Source organism: Chryseobacterium contaminans, assembly GCF_001684955.1.
In the GTDB taxonomy this organism is placed as follows: Bacteria; Bacteroidota; Bacteroidia; order Flavobacteriales; family Weeksellaceae; genus Chryseobacterium; species Chryseobacterium contaminans.
The window spans coordinates 16,767-36,541 of the sequence record NZ_MAYF01000201.1; the positions used below are offsets into that span (position 1 = coordinate 16,767).

Below are 19,775 nucleotides of genomic sequence, written 5' to 3' on the forward strand. Positions count from 1 at the left end.
ATTATATTAGCTAGGAAACAAAATTAACTAGCTATGACACAATTTTACAAAATTTACAAGAAGTATTTGAAAGCTGCTTTCAGCTTTGCACTGCTGGTAGGTTCTTCTGCTACCGTCATTGCACAGGTAAGTGCATATAGTTTTGCACAGAATATCGGTATCTATACTCCAATAACAGGAACTCTACTGGAGGCAGCTACAGCAAATACCAGTACAGGTAACCTCAATAGTAATGTGTATCCTGTAGCATTACCATTTAATTTTATATTTAATGGAACTTCCTATAGTTCTCTGAATGTATCAACAAATGGATTTATTACATTTGGAACAACAGCGCCTTCTGCCACTAATGTTTCGCCTCTATCCACAGCAGCTGCCTATGATGGAGCGATTTCTGTTTTTGGACGAGATCTGAGCAGTGTATTTGATATTAACGGGGTTACGGGAGATATCAGCTGGACAACCACAGGATCAGCTCCCAATAGAGAAGTAGTTATTCAGTGGAAAGACTTCAGGCCTAATAGTTCTACTTCTGTCACTACGGCTTATACTTTTGCCTTTCAGGTGCGCTTAAAAGAAACTTCTAATGTGATTCAGATGGTATACAATAGCGGATCTTATCTGGTGGGGAGCACTAATGTTACAGGTACAGCTCAGATAGGATTAAGGGGAGCTACTGTCGCGGATTTTAATAATCGCCTTAACGCAACAACATTAGAGTTTATCAATTCTACAGCAGGAACGGCGAGCAACAGCTCGCAAGCTTTTAATGTGAATAATTCTGTTCCCGGAATGCCGGCTGCAGGGTTGACTTATACCTGGACTCCTCCAACATGTTATATTCCATCAGGATTAGCTGCAGGAAGTTCTACCAGTAATACTGCAGCTATATCATGGACAGCTTCTCCATCTTCTCCTGCGAGCTATGATATCTATTACAGTACATCCAATACTCCTCCAACATCTACCACTCCTCCAATGAATACAAATGTTCCAGGAACTTCTACCACATTGTCATCATTATCTCCTGCTACTGTATATTATGTCTGGATCAGATCAAATTGCGGAAATGGAAATACCAGTATATGGACTTTACAGCCTATACGGGTTTTGACGTTATGTGTTCCTCCGGCAATCGCTGTAACCGGGGCTACAGTATGTCCTAATAATACCGCTACATTATCGGCAACAACGGATCCAGGCGCCAGTATCACCTGGTATGATGCTGCTGTAGGAGGAAATATGGTAGGTACAGGATCTACTTTTACAACACCAGTGCTTACTAATACAACATCTTATTATGTTACCTCTGCAACAGGAGGAACTTTTACAGGAGGATTCCCAGATGCTATATCTGCTTCAGGATATACGTTGGATGCAGGTTTACTTTTTGATGTTTATTCTACGATGACTATTAAAGGGGTATATGTATATCCAATGGGGACGGGTAACGGAACTGTAGAAATTGCTTTACAGGATGGAAATGTTTCTCCAGCAGTAACATTACAGACTATTACAGTGAATCTTACAGGTAGTGGGTCTCCCTATGTGAAAACTTATGTTCCCCTGAACTTTGCTGTTGGTCCGGGGAACAATTATAAACTCATGATGTTAACCAGATCAGGTGATGTATCGGGACTATTAAGGGAATCGGGGTCATCATGGGGAAGCTATCCATTAACAGTTTCCGGAATATTTTCTATTACAGGCGGAAATCTTACCGCCAATTCACCAAGTACATCTTATTATTACTTTTATGATTGGGAGGTAAGCAACAAGTGTGAAAGTGAAAGAACTGCGGTTACAGCAACCATAAATTGTTTGGGAACATCGGAAGTGGAAGCAAAAGATTTAATGAAAGTGTATCCAAACCCATTCAAAGAGACCATTATCATTTCAGATATTGAGAAGGCAAGGTCGCTTCAGGTACTGGATGTTTCCGGAAGAATTATAAAAACCATTGATAATTTATCTAAAGAAATCCATCTGGGAGATCTGAAATCAGGCTTATATATCCTGAATCTGCATATGAAAGACGGAACTCAAAAGCAGACGAAAGTCATTAAACAATAAATTATTTATTTTCATTTCAAATATCCCTGCCGGAAATCTCTACGATTTCCGGTTTTTTATTTCTGTAAAATTAGATTTTGCCCATTCTTAAAAAATAACTAACTTCGTCTCAAACTTTAGGGGTGTCTGTTCATACAGACTGAGACTTTACCCTTTGAACCTGATCTGGATCATACCAGCGTAGGGAAAAGTAGATGACTTTTGCTGTACATTCTATTGTACAATAATAGCCATTCCTAAAGTATATTTAAATTATTAGGAATGGAACTTATAATCAACCACACCCGAAAAACATTTGATGTACTTCCTGAAAACCTGGAAGCATTATTGGCTATGGAACTACCCGGGAAAAAGAAAGGTATTGCTGTGGCACTCAACAACCGTATTATTCCGCTGTCAATCTGGGCGGAAACTCCCCTTAACAATCTGGATTCAATTTTAATCATTACTGCCACTCAGGGCGGATAATTCTCATATTTAATACCAATATTATGGCTCACTCCATTACATGTTCGCCATTTCCGAACTCAAAGAAAATTTATGTTGAAGGAAAAATTCATCCTATCAATGTAGCAATGCGTGAAATACAGCTTAGCCCTACAAAGCTGAGCAACGGAAATTTTGAAGAAAATGCTCCGGTAACCATTTATGATACTTCCGGGCCTTATACCGATGAAAATGCAACAATCGATATTCAGAAAGGGCTTCCCAGGATAAGAGAACAGTGGATCCTGGACAGAGGAGATGTTGTTATTCTGGATGGAATTACCTCGGAGTACGGGAAAGCACGCCTGGCAGATCCCAAACTTGATGCATTACGTTTTTCCTACGATCATAAACCTAAAGTGGCTCAGGAAGGAAAAGAACTTACCCAGCTTTATTATGCGAAACAAGGTATCATCACTCCGGAAATGGAATATGTAGCCATCAGAGAAAGCCAAAGAATAGAACAACTGCAGTCCGTTCCAAAAGAAATGGCCTGTCAGCATATCGGTAACAGCTTTGGCGCTAATACTCCAAAAAGTAAAATCACTCCGGAGTTTGTAAGAGACGAAATTGCTGCCGGAAGAGCCATTATCCCCAATAACATTAATCATCCGGAAAGCGAGCCAATGATTATCGGACGAAATTTTCTGGTAAAAATCAATGCGAATATCGGGAATAGTGCTGTTTCTTCAAGTATTGACGAAGAAGTTGAAAAGGCTGTCTGGGCTTGCCGATGGGGAGCAGATACCATTATGGATCTTTCCACAGGGAAAAATATCCATGAAACGAGAGAATGGATCATCAGGAACAGCCCGGTTCCCATTGGTACAGTTCCTATCTATCAGGCATTAGAAAAAGTAAAAGGTGTACCAGAAGATTTAACATGGGAAGTTTTTAAAGATACTTTGATTGAGCAGGCAGAGCAGGGAGTTTCTTATTTTACCATTCATGCCGGAGTTTTATTGAGATACATTCACTTAACAGCAAACAGAGTAACAGGAATTGTATCCAGAGGAGGATCTATTATGGCGAAGTGGTGTCTTTATCATCATAAGGAAAACTTTTTATATACTCATTTTGAGGAGATTTGCGAGATCATGAAGAAGTATGATGTAGCTTTCTCTTTAGGAGATGGCTTGCGTCCGGGTTCTATTGCTGATGCGAATGATGCTGCCCAATTTGCAGAATTGGAAACATTAGGTGAACTGACAAAAATTGCCTGGAAACACAATGTGCAGGTAATGATTGAAGGTCCGGGACACGTTCCGATGCACATGATTAAAGAAAACATGGAAAAGCAATTGGAAGTGTGTGACGAAGCTCCCTTCTATACCTTAGGTCCCTTAACCACAGATATTGCACCTGGTTATGACCATATTACTTCAGGCATCGGGGCTGCGATGATCGGTTGGTTCGGATGCGCAATGCTTTGCTATGTAACTCCCAAAGAACATTTAGGACTACCGAACAAAGATGATGTGAAAGTGGGAGTAATTACTTATAAACTAGCCGCCCACGCCGCAGACTTAGCAAAAGGACATCCGGGAGCACAATACAGAGATAATGCATTAAGTAAAGCGAGATTTGAATTCAGATGGGAAGATCAGTTCAACCTTTCGCTAGATCCGGATACGGCAAGATCCTATCATGATGAAACACTTCCTGCGGATGGGGCCAAAATTGCTCACTTCTGTTCTATGTGCGGGCCAAAATTCTGCTCAATGAAGATCACTCAGGAAATCCGCGAATCTGCAGAGCAGGGAATGTTTGATAAGTCACAGGAATTTATTGAAAAAGGAAAGGAAATTTATATATGATTCTCGTCATCACCCCTGAAACCATCGTTCCAAGCGAATCAAAGATCATCAATCAGATGTTTTATGATGGGCTGGATCTGCTTCATATCAGAAAACCATGGATCAGCCGGGAAGAAATGGCTGGTTTCATCAGCAGTATTCATGAGCAATTTTATGGGCAATTGGTACTACATAGCCATTATGATCTTGGACAGGATTATGGAGTTTCCAGATTTCACTTCAGGGAAGAAGACCGAAAGAATGGAAAATATAAACCATTTATGAACAGAGACATAATTTCAACTTCTGTTCATGAGATCACTGCTTATAATACATTGGAAAAAGAATGGGAATATGCTTTCATAAGCCCATTCTTTCCAAGTATTTCCAAGAAAGGATATGGAATTGATTCAACCGTTATGGAAAGCTTGAAACAAAGAAACAATCCGGATGTAAAGCTGATTGGCCTGGGCGGAATTGATTCCAGTCGTATTCATGAGGTTTTTGAGCTTGGAGTAGATGGTGTGGCTCTGTTAGGAGCGATTTGGGAGAATGATGAACCTTTAAATGTATTTAGAAAATGCAAAAAGAACGTCCCTTTGTAATCACTATTGCAGGCTTTGATCCTAGTGGCGGAGCAGGTTTATTATCGGACATTAAAACATTGGAACAGATAAAAGTAATGGGGCTGGGAGTATGCACGGCACTTACCCTGCAAACAGCTTCTCAATGTCTTAGCCTGGAATGGCGGTCAATAGATGAAATTACCAAAGAAATTAATGTTTTAATGAGTCATTATCCTGTATCCGTTGTTAAGATTGGAATTGTAAAGGATGCCGGATTCTTAGGAGAAATTATCAAAGCTGTTAAGGTTTGCAATCCTGATACTAAAATAATCTGGGATTCTGTTCTGAAGAGCACTTCAGAATTTACATTTTTCAATCTTGAAACCCTTCCGATTTTAAGAAATATAATAGATAAGATCAGCTTAATCACTCCAAACTATAATGAATACAGGGTTTTAAAAGATAATGGCCTTTTATCTAACGGCAATTCATGTTCTGTGCTTATTAAAGGAGGACATCGGGAAGACCGTTTAGGAACGGATGTTTTAGTTGAAGGCCGAAATGAAATTCTTTTGGAGCCAACGAATGGTGATTTTATTTATTATCCAAAACATGGTTCAGGATGTGTTTTGTCCTCAGCCATTGCAGGAGAGCTGGCAAAAGATGAAAGCCTGGAAATTGCCTGTAGAAAGGGGAAATTATATATCGAACAATTTTTAAAAAGCAGTCCCTATTTATTGGGAACACATTCATAGTCAATATGGAAAAATTACAATACATCTCACAGGGAAACACAAGGCAGGAACAGGAACACAATATCCGAAAAGCTTTGGATAACGGTATAAAATGGGTACAGATCCGTTGGAAAAATGCACCTGAAAATGAGTTAATGGATCTTTGTGAAGTTTCAAAGTTACTTTGTTCAGAATATCAGTCAATTTGTATTATCAATGATCATGTCCAATTAGCGAAGACAATAGATGCAGATGGGGTTCACTTAGGGCTAAAGGATGGCTCCATTGAAGAAGCAAGGCTTATTTTGGGTGAACATAAGATCATCGGAGGAACAGCCAACGCCATTTCAGATGTTCTTCAAAGAATGAATGAATCGTGCACTTATATTGGTTTGGGGCCATTAAGATTCACTGCTACAAAAGAAAAGCTCAGCCCTATTCTTGGATTTGAAGGATATCAGAAAATTATAGATCAACTCCGTGAAAAATCAATGGTAATTCCTAAAATATTTGCCATTGGAGGGATCAGTATTGAAGATATTCAGCCCTTACAGCAGATCGGAATTTATGGAGTAGCGGTTTCAGGACAGATTACCAGCCAGCCAACCAATATTAATGAATTTAAAAAAGCAATGATATATGCATAATCAAAAATTAATAATAGCAGACAGAACTTTTGAATCCAGATTGTTTTTAGGAACAGGAAAATTCGGAAGTCTTGAAGATATGGCGGCCTCCGTTGTGGCTTCAGAATCCAATATGGTTACAATGGCTTTGAAGAGAATTGATGCTCAGTCAGCCGAAGATGATCTGTTAGATTCATTAAAAGGAACGAACGTTCATCTTTTACCCAATACGTCAGGAGCAAGAACGGCAAAAGAAGCGGTTTTAGCAGCACAATTAGCCAGGGAAGCCTTAGAAACCAACTGGGTAAAGCTTGAAATCCATCCGGATCCCAAATATTTATTACCAGATCCTATTGAAACATTATATGCCACTGAAGAATTGGCCAAATTAGGTTTTGTGGTCATGCCTTATATTCATGCTGATCCTGTTTTGTGCAAACGTCTTGAAGATGCAGGAACAGCTGTAGTAATGCCTTTAGGTGCACCTATCGGAACCAATAAAGGATTAAGGACATTAGATTTCCTAGAAATTATCATCAGCCAAAGTAACGTCCCTGTTGTTGTTGATGCTGGAATAGGAGCGCCCTCTGACGCTGCAAAAGCAATGGAAATGGGAGCTGATGCTGTTTTGGTGAATACAGCCATTGCAGTAGCAAGAAATCCTGTGAATATGGCTGTTGCTTTTAAAGAAGGCGTTATTGCCGGAAGAAGAGCCTTTGAATCCGGACTGGGAGCTATAGCCAACCATGCCGAAGCCTCAAGCCCTTTAACCTCGTTTTTATTTGAATAAAAATCAGAATAATGAATAGTTTTAAGGAGGTTTTCGAGCAATACCAATGGGATGAGATAAAAGCCAGACTTGAAAAAGTAACCCTATCTGAGGTTCGAAATAGTCTTCGGAAAACAAACAGAACCTTGGATGATTTTCTGAATTTGCTTTCACCCGCAGCATCACAGGAGCTGGAATTGATGGCCAATATAACAAGGACCCTTACCCAGAAGCGCTTTGGGAAAACCATTCAGCTGTATGCACCTTTGTATCTGAGCAATGAATGTCAGAATATCTGCACTTACTGTGGCTTCAGTTTGGATAATAATCTCAGGAGAAAAACGCTTTCCGATACAGAGCTGATGATAGAAGCTTCGGTTTTAAAATCAATGGGAGTAAACCATGTTCTTTTGGTGAGCGGGGAAGCCAATAAAATTGTAGGTGTTCCTTATTTTCAAAATGCAGTTCGTTTACTGAAACCTTATTTTTCCAATATTTCTATTGAAGTACAGCCTTTGGAAGGGGTAGAATATAGGCTTCTTCATGAAGAGGGAGTTCACTCTGTGTTGGTATATCAGGAAACCTATCATCAGGAAGTATATAAAGAATATCATCCGAAAGGTAAAAAATCCAATTTCCATTTTCGCTTAGAAACACCTGACAGAATTGGCAGAGCTGGTATTCATAAAATGGGTCTGGGAGTACTGCTTGGGCTGGAAGATTGGCGTGTAGACAGTTTTTTCAATGCTCTTCATATCGATTATCTTCAGAGACAATATTGGAAAAGCAAATTTTCAGTATCATTCCCAAGGCTAAGGCCGGCGGAAGGTATTATTGAACCTAATTTTATTATGGAAGATAAAGACTTGCTGCAACTGATCTGTGCCTACAGAATCTGGAATGAAGATCTTGAAATATCTATTTCTACAAGAGAAAATGAAAACTTCAGAAACCATATTATAGCACTGGGAGCTACTACCATGAGCGCAGGTTCCAAAACCAATCCTGGTGGATATGCCGTGGATAAGGAATCATTGGAACAATTTGAGACCAGCGATGAAAGAAGCATGGAGGAAATTAAAGATATAATCAAAAAATCAGGATACGATCCGGTGATGAAAGACTGGGATTCTGTTTATAGTGGTACTTAAGACGAAGCAAATCTTAACTATTCTAAATGTCTTAATAATCCTTAATGGTTCAAAAATAGTTCAAACAATATAGTTCAGCATGCAACAGGAAGATATTTTTAAAAGATACAGCCGCCAGATCTTTATTGAAGAAATAGGATTGGAAGGACAAAGAAAAATAATGGCTTCAAAAGTTCTTGTTATTGGTGCCGGAGGATTGGGAAGCCCGGTGATTCAATATCTGGCAGCTGCAGGAGTCGGAACCATAGGGATTGCAGATTTCGATAAGGTAGAACTTCATAACTTAAACCGCCAGATCATTCATAACGAAAATGGGGTGGGAGCCCTGAAGATCAAGAGCGCAGAAACGTTTGTAAGCAATCTCAATCATCAGGTGAAAGTAACGGGTATTGAAGAAAAGATAGATGCTTCCAATGTTTTGGAAATACTTTCTCAATACGATATTATTGTAGACGGATCAGACAATTTTTCAACAAGGTATCTGGTAAATGACACTTGTGTAGCATTAAGAAAAACACTGGTATATGGAAGTATTTTAGGATTTTCCGGGCAGGTAGCTGTTTTTAATCATCATGGAAGCAAAAATTTGCGGGATATATTTCCTGAGCCTCCTTATGATGAGGAAATGCCGGATTGTGACAGTTTGGGAGTTCTGGGTGCTCTTCCGGGAATTGTAGGAAGTATGATGGCGCTTCAAACCTTGAAAATAATTACAGAACTTCCTGTAAATCTCAATCAGTTAACTTTGATTGATACATTAAACTGGAGATTTCAAACTTTAGAGTTCTAAAATGGGGTGGATTTTTGTTTCTCGCAGATCATACGGATTTAGCAGATCTTACATGGATGTGTTATAATTCTATGAAAATAATCTGCGCTATCTGCTAAATCTGCGTGAGATTTAATTTCGTTATTATAAAATCAACAGAAATAAAAATGAGGCAGTAATCATATCACTGCCTCATTTTTGGTTATTAATCATTTAAATCTATTGCTGTCCTTGTTGCATAACGCCGCCGTTATCCTCTTTTTTGGTTTGATTCAGGATGTTTGGATCCTCTTTCGCCAATTTGTTTCTTGTTGGAATTTTATAATTGATAGAAATCCCAAAGTTTCTTGAATCGTATTTCGTTCTAAGCATTACATTTTCTCCTGATGGCGGATTGGAACGTACCTGCATAATCTGGCCATTGAAAATATCATTCGCAAAAACTGAGACGGTAAGACGATTGTTCATAAACTTCTTCGTCAGGGTAATATCTAAGTTATTGCTAAATGGCTTCTCTGCAGTGAAGTAAAAATACCCTGCTTTTGGCGTCAGGTAGCTGTAATTTGCTGTCAGTTTAATATCTTTTGGAAGAATCAACTGGGTCATCAGGTTAAGAATCCAGAACCCTTTATTGTTGAGGTTATCAATTTCGTGTTTCTGGTATCCTGCATAAATGTACATAAAATTCATTTTGTCAGGATTGAAGTTCGACTTCATAATCTCACCTATGGACTTGGTGAAAATCTGGAACGGAACAGGAAGCCCAATATTGAAATTGTGAATTTTCATATTAGAGATATTAATCTGCTCATTGTAAAGATTTCTACCATCTTTTCTGATGATCTGTGCCACCTGATTGCTGGCTGAGCTTACACTATATCCGATGAATGCATAATCAAAAGCCGAAATTTTCAATTCATAGTTATCAAAAATGGTAGGCTGAAGATTGGCATTACCCGTAATTTGAGTATTCGGGCCTCCAAATGTGGTATTATTCGGGTTTAGGGCAGAAATACTTGGTAAGGAGATCTTTTTATTGTAATTCGCAGCCACATATACCTGGTTCATCAGGTTATATTGTATGCTGGCATTCGGAAAGAATTTAAACTTATTAAATGGAAGCAGGTCAGTCTGAACAAGTTTTCCATCTTTATCAAAATATCTGGTGACTCCTGAAATGTCATAGTTTTCAAAACGTGATCCCAAAGTGAAGTCAAACTTTTTCAATTTAGCCTGAAATTCAAGGTAAGTGGAAGCTGTCTGTCTTTGGTATTCAAGGTTTTTTAATCCTTTACTTTCCGTATCATAATCCTGTCTTTCATACAAACCTCCGCCGCTCACTTTTCCTCCATCAAGAAGCTTGATAGGTTGGGAATAATCAACCTTAAAGTTAGCAATTTTCATATCAGAATTATTGCTTAATACATTCCCCAGAGTTGTTGTTGGCAGGCGTTGTTCAGGCAGGGTAGAGTTTTTTTCAAAAGTTTTGTTGAAGAATATATTATCCTGTCCGAATTTAGTGTATGCCTTTGTATAACCCAACTGGAAATCTAATTTCTGAGATTTATCAGAAAAGCGTTTCTGATAGGTTACCACTGCTTCCTGCCTTACTGTATTGGTTCTTGCAGCATCTGAAGATCCGAAAGTATAGTCTCTGATATAAACTTTATTAGGTGAATTCTCATCGTAGGTTCTGTCACCTTTACCGTCACTTAAAGTATAATTATCATTGTTATTGTGATAAATATCGTAGTTCAGCAATAATCTGTCCTGTCCAAGGTCAAAAGTTACTCCTGTCTTAGCAAAATAAGTACGGGCAAATCGATCCGTATTACCGTTCAATAAATCATCCTGCTGTGTATTCATCATACTTTCACGATAATTTTGTCCTACATTAAGCTGCCATCCGAAATATTTATTTCTGGCATTTAAATTCACAGAGTTTGTGGTTCTGCTTCTGTATTTATCGTAATTGGTGAAGGTATAATTTCCGGAATAGGTGGCGCTTAAGTATTTATTGGCATTTTTATTCGTAATAATATTCATAACAGCACCTCCTGATGTAGCAGGAAATTCAGCTCCGGGCTGCGTAACGACTTCAATTCTCTCTATAGAATTGGCCGGCATACTTTCAAGAAAAGAATTCAATTCATTGGAGGTAATGTTTAAAGGTCTTCCATTAAGGTAAACGTCAAGCATTTTTCCCTGGTACATCATCCCTGCAATGTCTGTGGCAACAAGCCCTGGCAGCTTTTTGATTCCTTCCAGAACATTCCCGTTATTAAGCTGAGGTTGTTCAGAAAAATCAAAAATGGTACGGTCTGCCTTTTGTTCAACGGCTTTTTTAGTTTTAGTAATAACAATGCCGTCGATTTGTTTTTCTTTGTTACTATTATTGCCTTTTTCCTGCGCAAAAGTAAGTACAGAACTTACCAGCGATATAGCAAATAGAGTTTTTTTCATAATGTTTTTTACTACTATCTGGTTAGACGCTAAAAAAGATGATTTGTTACTGTAAAATGTTGAAAATCGAAAATTTAGGCTGAATATTTTTTTATTTCCGAAATAATTATATCTTTGCCAGGTAATTATCAAGAATCTCTAGATGGGATAGCAACCTGCAAAAACAAGCAAGGTGCTGCAATCGATAAGCCGGAACTTCCGGAAAAAATGTTTATCATTCTATCATTACTCCCATCTTGAATTTTTTGTTTTAAAGCTAAAATCAAATGTTTAAAAAGAAGGGAAATCCCATTTTATCAGTACTTTTTTATTCTTCGGATTATGAAGTGAACCTTCATTACTCTGATATATTCTCATGCCATTTCTATATGCGTATGTGCTGTTGTTTCTAGCCTTTTCTGTTTCTAAAAAATAATACAAACATTTCGAATTCTATGGTAACCTTACAATTTAGGGTTACAGGATCTGTATTGCTTACAAAAAATAAATCTTATCAACAAAAGTCAACAACATGCATAATTTCAAAAAAAGAATCTTTGTTCCTTCTATTGCACTTATTTCTACATTTTACTACGCACAGACGGACACATTACAATCTAAGAAAATAGAAGATGTGGTCATCCTGGGATCAAGAGGCTCAGGAAGATCATTAACAGATACTCCCGTGCCGGTAGATATCATTAGTATATCAAAAATTTTAAAACAGAGTCCGTCTAATAATATCAGCCAGGCTTTAAATTATATTGTACCCTCATTTTCTTCTACTTCTCACACAGTTAATGACGGGACTGATTTTGTAGATCCTGCTCTGTTGAGAGGGTTAGGACCTGATCAGGTTTTGGTTTTACTAAATGGAAAAAGAAGATACCAGTCTTCACTTATTAATGTTACCCTTACACCAGGAAGAGGCTCTGTGGGAACTGATCTCAATGCGGTTCCTGCCTTTGCTTTAGAAAAAATTGAAGTTCTAAGGGATGGGGCTTCTGCCCAATACGGTTCTGATGCCATTGCCGGAGTGGTAAACCTGGGATTGAAAAAAAGGCTGGGACTTTCCGGGCAGGTATTCTTAGGCGGATATGCTTCTCCTGTTACCAATAATTTCTCTGGCGGAGTAGATGGACAGACTATATCCGTAGATCTTAATTATGGGGCTAAAATAGGAAAAACCGGTTTTTTTAATGTAACGGGTTCTGCTCAATATCGTGATCCTTATTCCAGAGCAGGAGTACGAGAAGGAGATATTTTCAATGCTTATAATGCAATTAATTACCGGGCACTGCAGGATGGAGTTAATATTGATGGCTTATATAAAAATATTACCAATACTCCCAACACTCAGCAAATTATCAACACCATTAAGCAGTATGCGGCCAGGGTAGATTATTTTGGGAATGATTTTCAGGCTCAAATCTCAGGGGCAAACAGCATTTCTGATCTTCAAAAAATATTAGGTAAAGATTTTACCTCGCAGGAGCTTAATTATAGAGGTTTGGAGAGGAAAGATTTCAGCCTGAGAGCAGGGCAGTCTAAATTACAATCGGGACAGCTTTTTTTCAACTCTGAAATTCCTGTTAATGATGAATGGAAAGTTTATTCATTTGGTGGCTACAGCTATCGTCTTGGGAATGCCGGAGGGTTTTACAGGCTTCCGAATAATGAAAGAAATATCAACGCAGTTACACCTAACGGGTATCTACCCCAGATTGAAGCAGCCGTGAATGATTATTCCCTTGCTGCCGGAATTAAAGGAAAATGGAACGGATGGAATATAGATTTCAGCAATACATTCGGGAAAAATGTCTTCGGTTTTGGTGTGGTAAATACTTTTAATGCATCACTTACAGATGCTTCTCCAAGAACTTTTGATGCAGGAGGAACTGAGTTTTCACAAAATACCGTTAACCTGGATCTCTCTAAAAAATATGATGTTCTGAAAGGCTTGAATCTAGCATTTGGTGGCGAATACCGACACGAAAATTATAAAGTAAATGCTGGAAAAGAGAACTCTTATGCTTCTTATGATATCTATGGCCGTATAGTAACAGCTAAAACCCCTGAGAATGAAAAGGTAACCGATTTTTTTGAAAAAATAAGGCCGGCAGGAGCTCAGGTTTTCCCTGGTTTCAGTCCGGAAAATGCAGTTTCAGGAAACAGAAACAGTATTGCAGCTTATGCGGATGCAGAATTGGAGATTACAGACAGATGGCTGTTGGAGGGTGCTTTACGATATGAAAATTATTCGGATTTTGGATCTACATTCAATTATAAGGTAGCAACCAATGTAAAACTGACTTCCAATCTCAACTGGAGAGGAGCTGTTTCCACAGGATTCAGGGCTCCTTCATTGGCCCAGATCTATTATAGCTCTACTTCTACATTGATCCAGCAGGGAAAAACAACACAGGTTGGTACTTTCAGAAATAATTCTGAAGCAGCACAGGCATTAGGTATTCCAAAATTAAAACAGGAAACTTCGCAATCCTACAGCACAGGAATTACATGGAAGATTCCTGCACTAAACCTGACTTTCACAGCAGATGCTTACTTAATAAGGATTAAGGACAGGGTAGTGCTTACAGATCTGTTTTTCCGTCCGGATAAGGTTAACAATGCTGATGATCAGGCATTACAAAGTGCCTTTGATCTTGCAAGAGCCAGCGCTGCCAATTTCTTTGCCAATGCAGTAGATTCTCAAACAAAAGGTCTTGATATTACCATTTCTCAGAGTTCAAAAATCTCATCTGGGATTACTTTGGAGAATAATCTGGGAGTAAATTTTAATCAAACCCAAAGAATCGGGGATATCCATGCATCTCCAAAATTGGTAAGCCAGATCAATAATTATTTTTCGGAACCCAACAGAATTTATTTTGAAGAAGCTGTACCTCGTGTAAAAGCTACATTGGCCAATACTTTAAAAGCTTCAGGCTTTACTTTTGTTCTGCGTAATTCTTTCTTTGGTAAAGTGACCGATGCAGATGTTGTAGATGCCAACTTTGACGGAGTAACGGGAAGTACAGAGCATTTCGTCCTTAACAGCCGCGTGATAACAGATCTATCAGTAGGGTATAATTTTAATAAAAATATTTCAGCAACAGTAGGAAGCAATAATATCTTTAATATTTTGCCTTCTAAAAGCCCTGCTATAAGTTCATTAACAGCAGATAATCAGTTTGTCTATTCCAGACAGGTTTCCCAATATGGTATAGGCGGACGCTTCTTATTTGCAAGAATTGAATTCAGTTTCTAATAAGAAGACTAAAGTTTTGATTAAAAAGACAGAGATGCAATCTCTGTCTTTTTATTTATTTCAGTGAAGAAAATTCAATAAAATCATATTCTGCGGAAGAGGTAAAAAGCTGTCTTAATACTGCGGCATGGCCATTTCCTGCAATCACAAGGATTCTGTCTTCACCGTTGTGAGGAATGTTTTGGATATTGCGGAACATTCTCAGATTTCTGCTGTACCAATAAAGGGCAAGCATATCTGCTCCATCATATTCTCTTAGTTTGAAATCACCGCTCAAATAGGCCCCATATCCGTATTGATGGCTTTCTTTGGAATTCATATAAGTAAAAGTATCAAGCAGTGATTTGAAGTTTTTAGGCTCCGAACTCTTATAAAAGGCAGTGAATTGTTGAGATATCGGATCATCACTTCTGAAATCATAATCTTTGCTGAGGTTTTTAAAAAACGTAGAATCAGTTTTCCCAAAATGTTTTTCAAGATCATCCAGAATAGATTCTGCGTCAATGCTGAATAATTCATTTATTTTAAGCTCACTGGCCATTCTCATAGCAAGCTGATAGCGTTCATCCCTTTTATCACGGTGTTTACCTTCATTGTATTCCTTCAGCTTTTGATTGGCGTTCCAGCTTGGCCAGGCCTCAATTGCAATCTTTGTCGGCTTAAATCTCTTAATATATTCTACAAGTTCTGTGACTTCTTTTGCTGTTTTAGGTGAAAGCACATCTACCTGGTCTTCCTTATTGGTTTTGTGAGCATCCAGATTAGGATAATCAAAATGAAATGAGCCTACGACCAGGACTTTTGTTTTTGGATTTTTAAAATAATCTGAAGGCTTTTTTTGGGCGAATACTGATGTAGAAAGGCATACAAGAAAAATATAAATAAAGGTTTTCATAGGTTTATTTTTTAGGTTAGTATTACATTATTGTGCACGGTTTTTTTCTTCGAAATTCACCGCTCTGTTATTTGATTTTATTTTCTGATTTCCCAAATTATAGGTGATGCTGAGTGTCATTCTTCGGGCATCCCAATAATTGTTGAATGACTGTGTATTATCCGTAAAATACATATCCCCCTTATATCCGGATTGTTTAAAAATATCACTCACCGAAAGATTTACCTGAAGTGCTTTTTCCACAAAGTTCATCTTTATTCCTGCATCAAGGCTTGCTCTGTTCCTTACAGCGGTGTACCCGTCACGGGAAGGAAGATTATGCCAGTAGTTGACAAATAACATGAACGTTTTGGCCTTATTCAATTGGAATGTATTATTGAGAGAATAATAAAATGATTGCCCGTTTTTAGGAACCAGATTAAACTTGGTGATCTGGGTTTCATTATAACTGAATGAAGTTGAAATATTGCTTTCCCATATCTTGAAGAACGTATCCGTATAATTCAAATTGAGCCCGTAATTATCCTGATTATAGTTATTCTGAAATGTACTAACGAGGTCAATTCCGGTCAGGAATGTGATCTGATCAAAATTATTTGTTGTTCTCTGATAATAAAGATTGGCAGAAAATTTATTTTTAAACATATAGTTAACTTCTATGTTATGATTGAAAGAAGGTTGCAGGCTTGGATTTCCTGAATAATATGTGTTTGGGTTAGAATACCATCGAAAAGGATCTAAAGCCCGGAAATAAGGACGGTTGATTCTTCGGGAATAATTAATACTGAACTGATTGTTATCATTGGCCTTATAAGAGAGATACGCTGTTGGGAAAAACTTACCATAATTGTTTTCAGACAGCAATTGGGTAGTAGGAGAAAAACCGCTGGTTTGTGAATATTCATACCGGAGTCCTGCCTTTACAGACCACTTTTCGTCAAGATCTTTACTGGCGCTGATATAAGCTGCATAATTTTTTTCATTATAATCAAAAAGATTACTCTTTGCAGGATCTATGGTATAATTTCCATTGATAAAATTAAAATATCCAATATCAGAATTATTAGAAAACTGACTGTATTTAGCTCCGGTTTCCAACTGTATTTTTTTGAAGTTTAATGTTAAATCTGCCTGGCCGGAATATATTTTATAGTCTACAGATGAAAGGTTTCTTACAACCTGTGTTGAGTTTTTAGCAATATTTCTTGTGGTGAAATTAACTTCAGTATCCGGAAGATTTCCATAATAATTAGTTCCCAGACTTAGCTTGTGTTCCCCGAATTTCTGATCAAAATATAAATTCAGCATTTGCGAAGTGAAAGAAGAACGGTGTTTTGAATCTGTATCTGTTTGTAACGTTGGGATATTGCTGGTAAAATAGTTTTGCTGTGAATTGATATCCATATTAAAATGTCCTTTCGAAATATCATATACCAGTCCGATATTGGAAGTTTTAGAGAGTGAATAATCAAAATTGGCGTTTAATCCTAATCCGTCATTCATATCCCGTCTTTCATCCCTGCTGACAGAAGAGCTTTGGCCAATTATTTTATAATTCTCCACAGACCGCTTATCTCCGTCATATCCCTGAAGCTTTACAGTAGCTTTAATTTTTTCATTCTGAAAATTTATGCCTGCCACACTGCTGAAAGCGGCATATGTTTTTTGAGTATAATTTGTGGTCAGGTAGCCGCTCCATCCAAGATTCTGATTCTTTTTAAGAACGATATTGATAATCCCGCTGTTGCCCTGGGCTTCATATTTTGCAGGAGGAGTGGTTATGACTTCAATTTTCAGAATATTTTCAGAGCGCAGATTCCGAAGGTAGTTGATCAGTTCAGCCCCGGAAAGATTAAGCATCCGGTCATTAACCATTACAGAAACTCCATTTTTCCCTGCTATGGAAAGAATACCTTTATTTTCATCTACCTGAAGCAAAGGTGTACCAGCAAGAACTTCCGTTCCGGAGCTTCCCTGGGAAAGCATAGAATTCTGAACATTGTAAACAAGACGATCCACTTTACGCTCTACCAGAATCTTTTTACTACTTACCCTAACCGCTTCTATTTTATTAACATCGGCGGTATCTTTGGTCTGTGCTGATGCTAAAGAACAGAACAGGACAGTTATCAGTAAAATATGCTTTTCCATATTATAAATGACAGATTAAATGATGATTATATTACATTTCTCTGACAAAAGTATAGGAAGCACTGGTGAGAGGAAAGAGCATTTAGATGAAGAACATAATTATAGATATCAAAAAATTTTCATCGGGAAAAAACTGGTTTTTATCGAAAACGATTGATGAATTATGCCTTTAGAGATTTATATTTGAATATGAGTAAAAAGCAAATTATCTGGCTTCAAATTATTTATTGGGGGTTCAATTTTATAGGAACTGTCATTACCCCTAATTTTTTTGTTCCGGAGACTAACCGTTGGGAAGTGCATGTCTTGAGAGTTACATTTTTTATGGTGAAAATTGTCACATTCTATATTTCCTATTTCTTTATTTTTCCAAAAGTTTTTAAACTCGAGAAACTGTATTCAGCAGTTTTCGTTTTTATACTGACTCTTTTGTGCTTTGCCAGTATGAGATATGCCGTGGAGGAATTGCTTCTGCCTTCTACTCTTGGCTTTCGCAATTATGATGAAAATACAGGGCTGCTCTACTATTTCTTTGATAATATATACAATAGTTCTCTCACTACTTTTATTGCCGGTATTCTATGGATACTTGAGAAATATGGAGTGGCAGAAAATGATAAGAAACAGCTTTTGATTGAAAAAAAACATGCAGAGCTTCAGGCATTGAAAACCCAGATCAATCCTCATTTTATTTTTAATTCTTTAAATAATATCTACTCACTTGTCTATCAGAAATCGGATAAAGCACTTACTGCTATTGAAGAACTTGGGCAACTCCTGAGATACAGTACAAAAGATCTTGAAAAAGACAGCATTTCTCTGGATAAGGAAATTGGGTATATTGACAGTCTGATTGCACTGGAGAAACTAAGGATCAGAAATCCTGAACTCCTGATCATAGAAAAAGATATTCGGCATCCTCACCTGAAGATTTCCCCGATGCTGCTGGTTCCTTTTGTGGAAAATGCCTTTAAACATGGAGATTTCCGTGATAAAGGTTTTGAAATGAAAATCTCAGATCATGATGAGGTTTTACATTTCTATCTTTTAAATTATAAAACCCAGAAAATGAAAGATGATGTTTCCGGAATTGGAATTCAGAATGTTAAAAAAAGACTGGAAATATTATATCCAAAACATCAGCTTGAGATTGAAAATTCTAAAAAAGAATTTATTGTAGATTTAAAAATTGATTTAAGGAATGAATAAGATTAAGTGCATTATTGTTGATGATGAGCCCTTGGCTATCTCTCTTCTGGAGCATTATGTGGAAAAAATACCTTTCCTTGAGCTGGTTTTCTCTACAGAAAATCCTATTCAGGCTTTGGAATATCTGCAGAAAAATGATTCTGATCTTATCTTTCTGGATATCCAGATGCCGGAACTCTCTGGAATTAATTTCATGAAGATTGTAGGAGCCGATCAAAAGTATATTTTAACAACTGCTTATTCGGAATATGCGTTAGAGGGATATGAGCATAATGTTGTTGATTATCTTCTGAAACCCATTTCTTTCGATAGGTTTCAGAAGAGTATATTAAAAGTTCAGGAACGTTTTTCTTTTCCGCAGGAAGAAAATACCCATTTCTTTGTGAAGTCTTCAGGGCAGAGACATCGTATAGCTTTCAATGAAATCCTGTATATTGAAAGTATCAAAGACTATGTCAATATCCGAACGGAAAAAGATGAATATATAGTTCTGGATACACTTAAATCTATGGAGATCCAGCTTTCTGAAAAATTCGTACGGATTCATAAATCTTTTATTGTCAATCTAGATAAGATCAAAAGCATTGGGGTTAAAAAAGTCATTTTCCCTGAATTTGAAATTCCTATTGGAGATAGCTACAGGACAAATCTTCTGGACAGACTGAAATAAAAAAGCCGGCTTCAACTGAAGCCGGCTTTTATCATTAATCTGTCCCGTCCTGAAATAAGTTGACAACTAATCGACTTATTTATGAAAGAACAAGTATTAAAAAGAGAAAAGCGCACCCAAAGAGACTACAGTATAGCTTTTAAATTACGGGTAGTTTCTCAAGTAGA

The 19,775-nt window shown here is 37.5% G+C and carries 15 protein-coding genes and 2 riboswitches; of the genes, 12 read left to right on the plus strand and 3 right to left on the minus strand.

All coding sequences use genetic code 11. The features are described from left to right. Positions 1-33: 33 nt before the first annotated feature. The 9 genes from BBH99_RS11610 (at position 34) to BBH99_RS11650 (ending at position 8,991) form a co-directional block, all read left to right on the plus strand. A complete protein-coding gene (locus BBH99_RS11610) occupies positions 34-2,073 on the plus strand; it encodes an Ig-like domain-containing protein (protein ID WP_066695699.1) in 2,040 nt (679 codons plus the stop codon). Between the two features lie 108 nt (positions 2,074-2,181). Then, positions 2,182-2,277: riboswitch (TPP riboswitch) on the plus strand. A gap of 57 nt (positions 2,278-2,334) precedes the next feature. Continuing rightward, positions 2,335-2,541, plus strand: coding sequence for a sulfur carrier protein ThiS (gene thiS / locus BBH99_RS11615; protein ID WP_066695701.1), 207 nt, complete (start codon positions 2,335-2,337; stop codon positions 2,539-2,541). 23 nt (positions 2,542-2,564) lie between these two features. After that, positions 2,565-4,376 (plus strand): phosphomethylpyrimidine synthase ThiC, encoded by a 1,812-nt coding sequence (gene thiC, locus BBH99_RS11620; protein WP_066695702.1) that lies wholly within the window; start codon positions 2,565-2,567, stop codon positions 4,374-4,376. Then, positions 4,373-4,960 carry a thiamine phosphate synthase gene (locus BBH99_RS11625; RefSeq protein ID WP_066695704.1) on the plus strand — a complete coding sequence of 196 codons (588 nt, stop codon included), beginning with the start codon at positions 4,373-4,375 and terminating at the stop codon, positions 4,958-4,960. Before thiC ends, BBH99_RS11625 begins: the two co-directional genes overlap by 4 nt. Further along, positions 4,936-5,676, plus strand: coding sequence for a hydroxymethylpyrimidine/phosphomethylpyrimidine kinase (locus BBH99_RS11630; protein ID WP_066695706.1), 741 nt, complete (start codon positions 4,936-4,938; stop codon positions 5,674-5,676). Before BBH99_RS11625 ends, BBH99_RS11630 begins: the two co-directional genes overlap by 25 nt. Positions 5,677-5,681: 5 nt before the next feature. After that, positions 5,682-6,302, plus strand: coding sequence for a thiamine phosphate synthase (locus tag BBH99_RS11635; protein ID WP_066695709.1), 621 nt, complete (start codon positions 5,682-5,684; stop codon positions 6,300-6,302). After that, positions 6,295-7,071: a thiazole synthase gene (locus BBH99_RS11640; RefSeq protein ID WP_066695711.1), complete on the plus strand. Its 777-nt coding sequence runs from the start codon at positions 6,295-6,297 to the stop codon at positions 7,069-7,071. Before BBH99_RS11635 ends, BBH99_RS11640 begins: the two co-directional genes overlap by 8 nt. An 11-nt stretch (positions 7,072-7,082) precedes the next feature. After that, complete coding sequence (thiH, locus tag BBH99_RS11645; protein WP_066695713.1) at positions 7,083-8,201, plus strand: 2-iminoacetate synthase ThiH; 1,119 nt, start codon at positions 7,083-7,085, stop codon at positions 8,199-8,201. Positions 8,202-8,280: 79 nt separating this feature from the next. Then, positions 8,281-8,991: a HesA/MoeB/ThiF family protein gene (locus BBH99_RS11650; protein ID WP_066695715.1), complete on the plus strand. Its 711-nt coding sequence runs from the start codon at positions 8,281-8,283 to the stop codon at positions 8,989-8,991. Positions 8,992-9,189: 198 nt separating this feature from the next. On the opposite strand, the gene BBH99_RS11655 is transcribed toward BBH99_RS11650, so the two are convergent. Next, positions 9,190-11,433, minus strand: coding sequence for a TonB-dependent receptor domain-containing protein (locus BBH99_RS11655; protein ID WP_066695721.1), 2,244 nt, complete (start codon positions 11,431-11,433; stop codon positions 9,190-9,192). Between the two features lie 120 nt (positions 11,434-11,553). After that, a riboswitch (SAM-I-IV-variant riboswitch) is annotated at positions 11,554-11,651 on the plus strand. Between the two features lie 293 nt (positions 11,652-11,944). Here BBH99_RS11655 and BBH99_RS11660 point away from each other — a divergent pair. Next, positions 11,945-14,683, plus strand: coding sequence for a TonB-dependent receptor plug domain-containing protein (locus BBH99_RS11660; RefSeq protein WP_066695716.1), 2,739 nt, complete (start codon positions 11,945-11,947; stop codon positions 14,681-14,683). Positions 14,684-14,738: 55 nt separating this feature from the next. Here BBH99_RS11660 and BBH99_RS11665 read toward each other — a convergent pair whose 3' ends face one another. Together BBH99_RS11665 and BBH99_RS11670 are read right to left on the minus strand one after the other, a co-directional pair. After that, entirely contained in the window at positions 14,739-15,578 is an 840-nt protein-coding gene (locus BBH99_RS11665) for a DUF5694 domain-containing protein (protein ID WP_066695717.1), read from the minus strand. Between the two features lie 27 nt (positions 15,579-15,605). Beyond that, positions 15,606-17,729, minus strand: coding sequence for an outer membrane beta-barrel family protein (locus tag BBH99_RS11670; protein WP_066695718.1), 2,124 nt, complete (start codon positions 17,727-17,729; stop codon positions 15,606-15,608). A gap of 189 nt (positions 17,730-17,918) precedes the next feature. On the opposite strand from BBH99_RS11670, the gene BBH99_RS11675 reads away from it, so the two are divergent. Together BBH99_RS11675 and BBH99_RS11680 are read left to right on the plus strand one after the other, a co-directional pair. Continuing rightward, positions 17,919-18,938, plus strand: coding sequence for a sensor histidine kinase (locus BBH99_RS11675; RefSeq protein ID WP_066695722.1), 1,020 nt, complete (start codon positions 17,919-17,921; stop codon positions 18,936-18,938). Beyond that, positions 18,931-19,608, plus strand: coding sequence for a LytR/AlgR family response regulator transcription factor (locus tag BBH99_RS11680; RefSeq protein WP_066695719.1), 678 nt, complete (start codon positions 18,931-18,933; stop codon positions 19,606-19,608). Before BBH99_RS11675 ends, BBH99_RS11680 begins: the two co-directional genes overlap by 8 nt. Positions 19,609-19,775 lie beyond the last annotated feature (167 nt).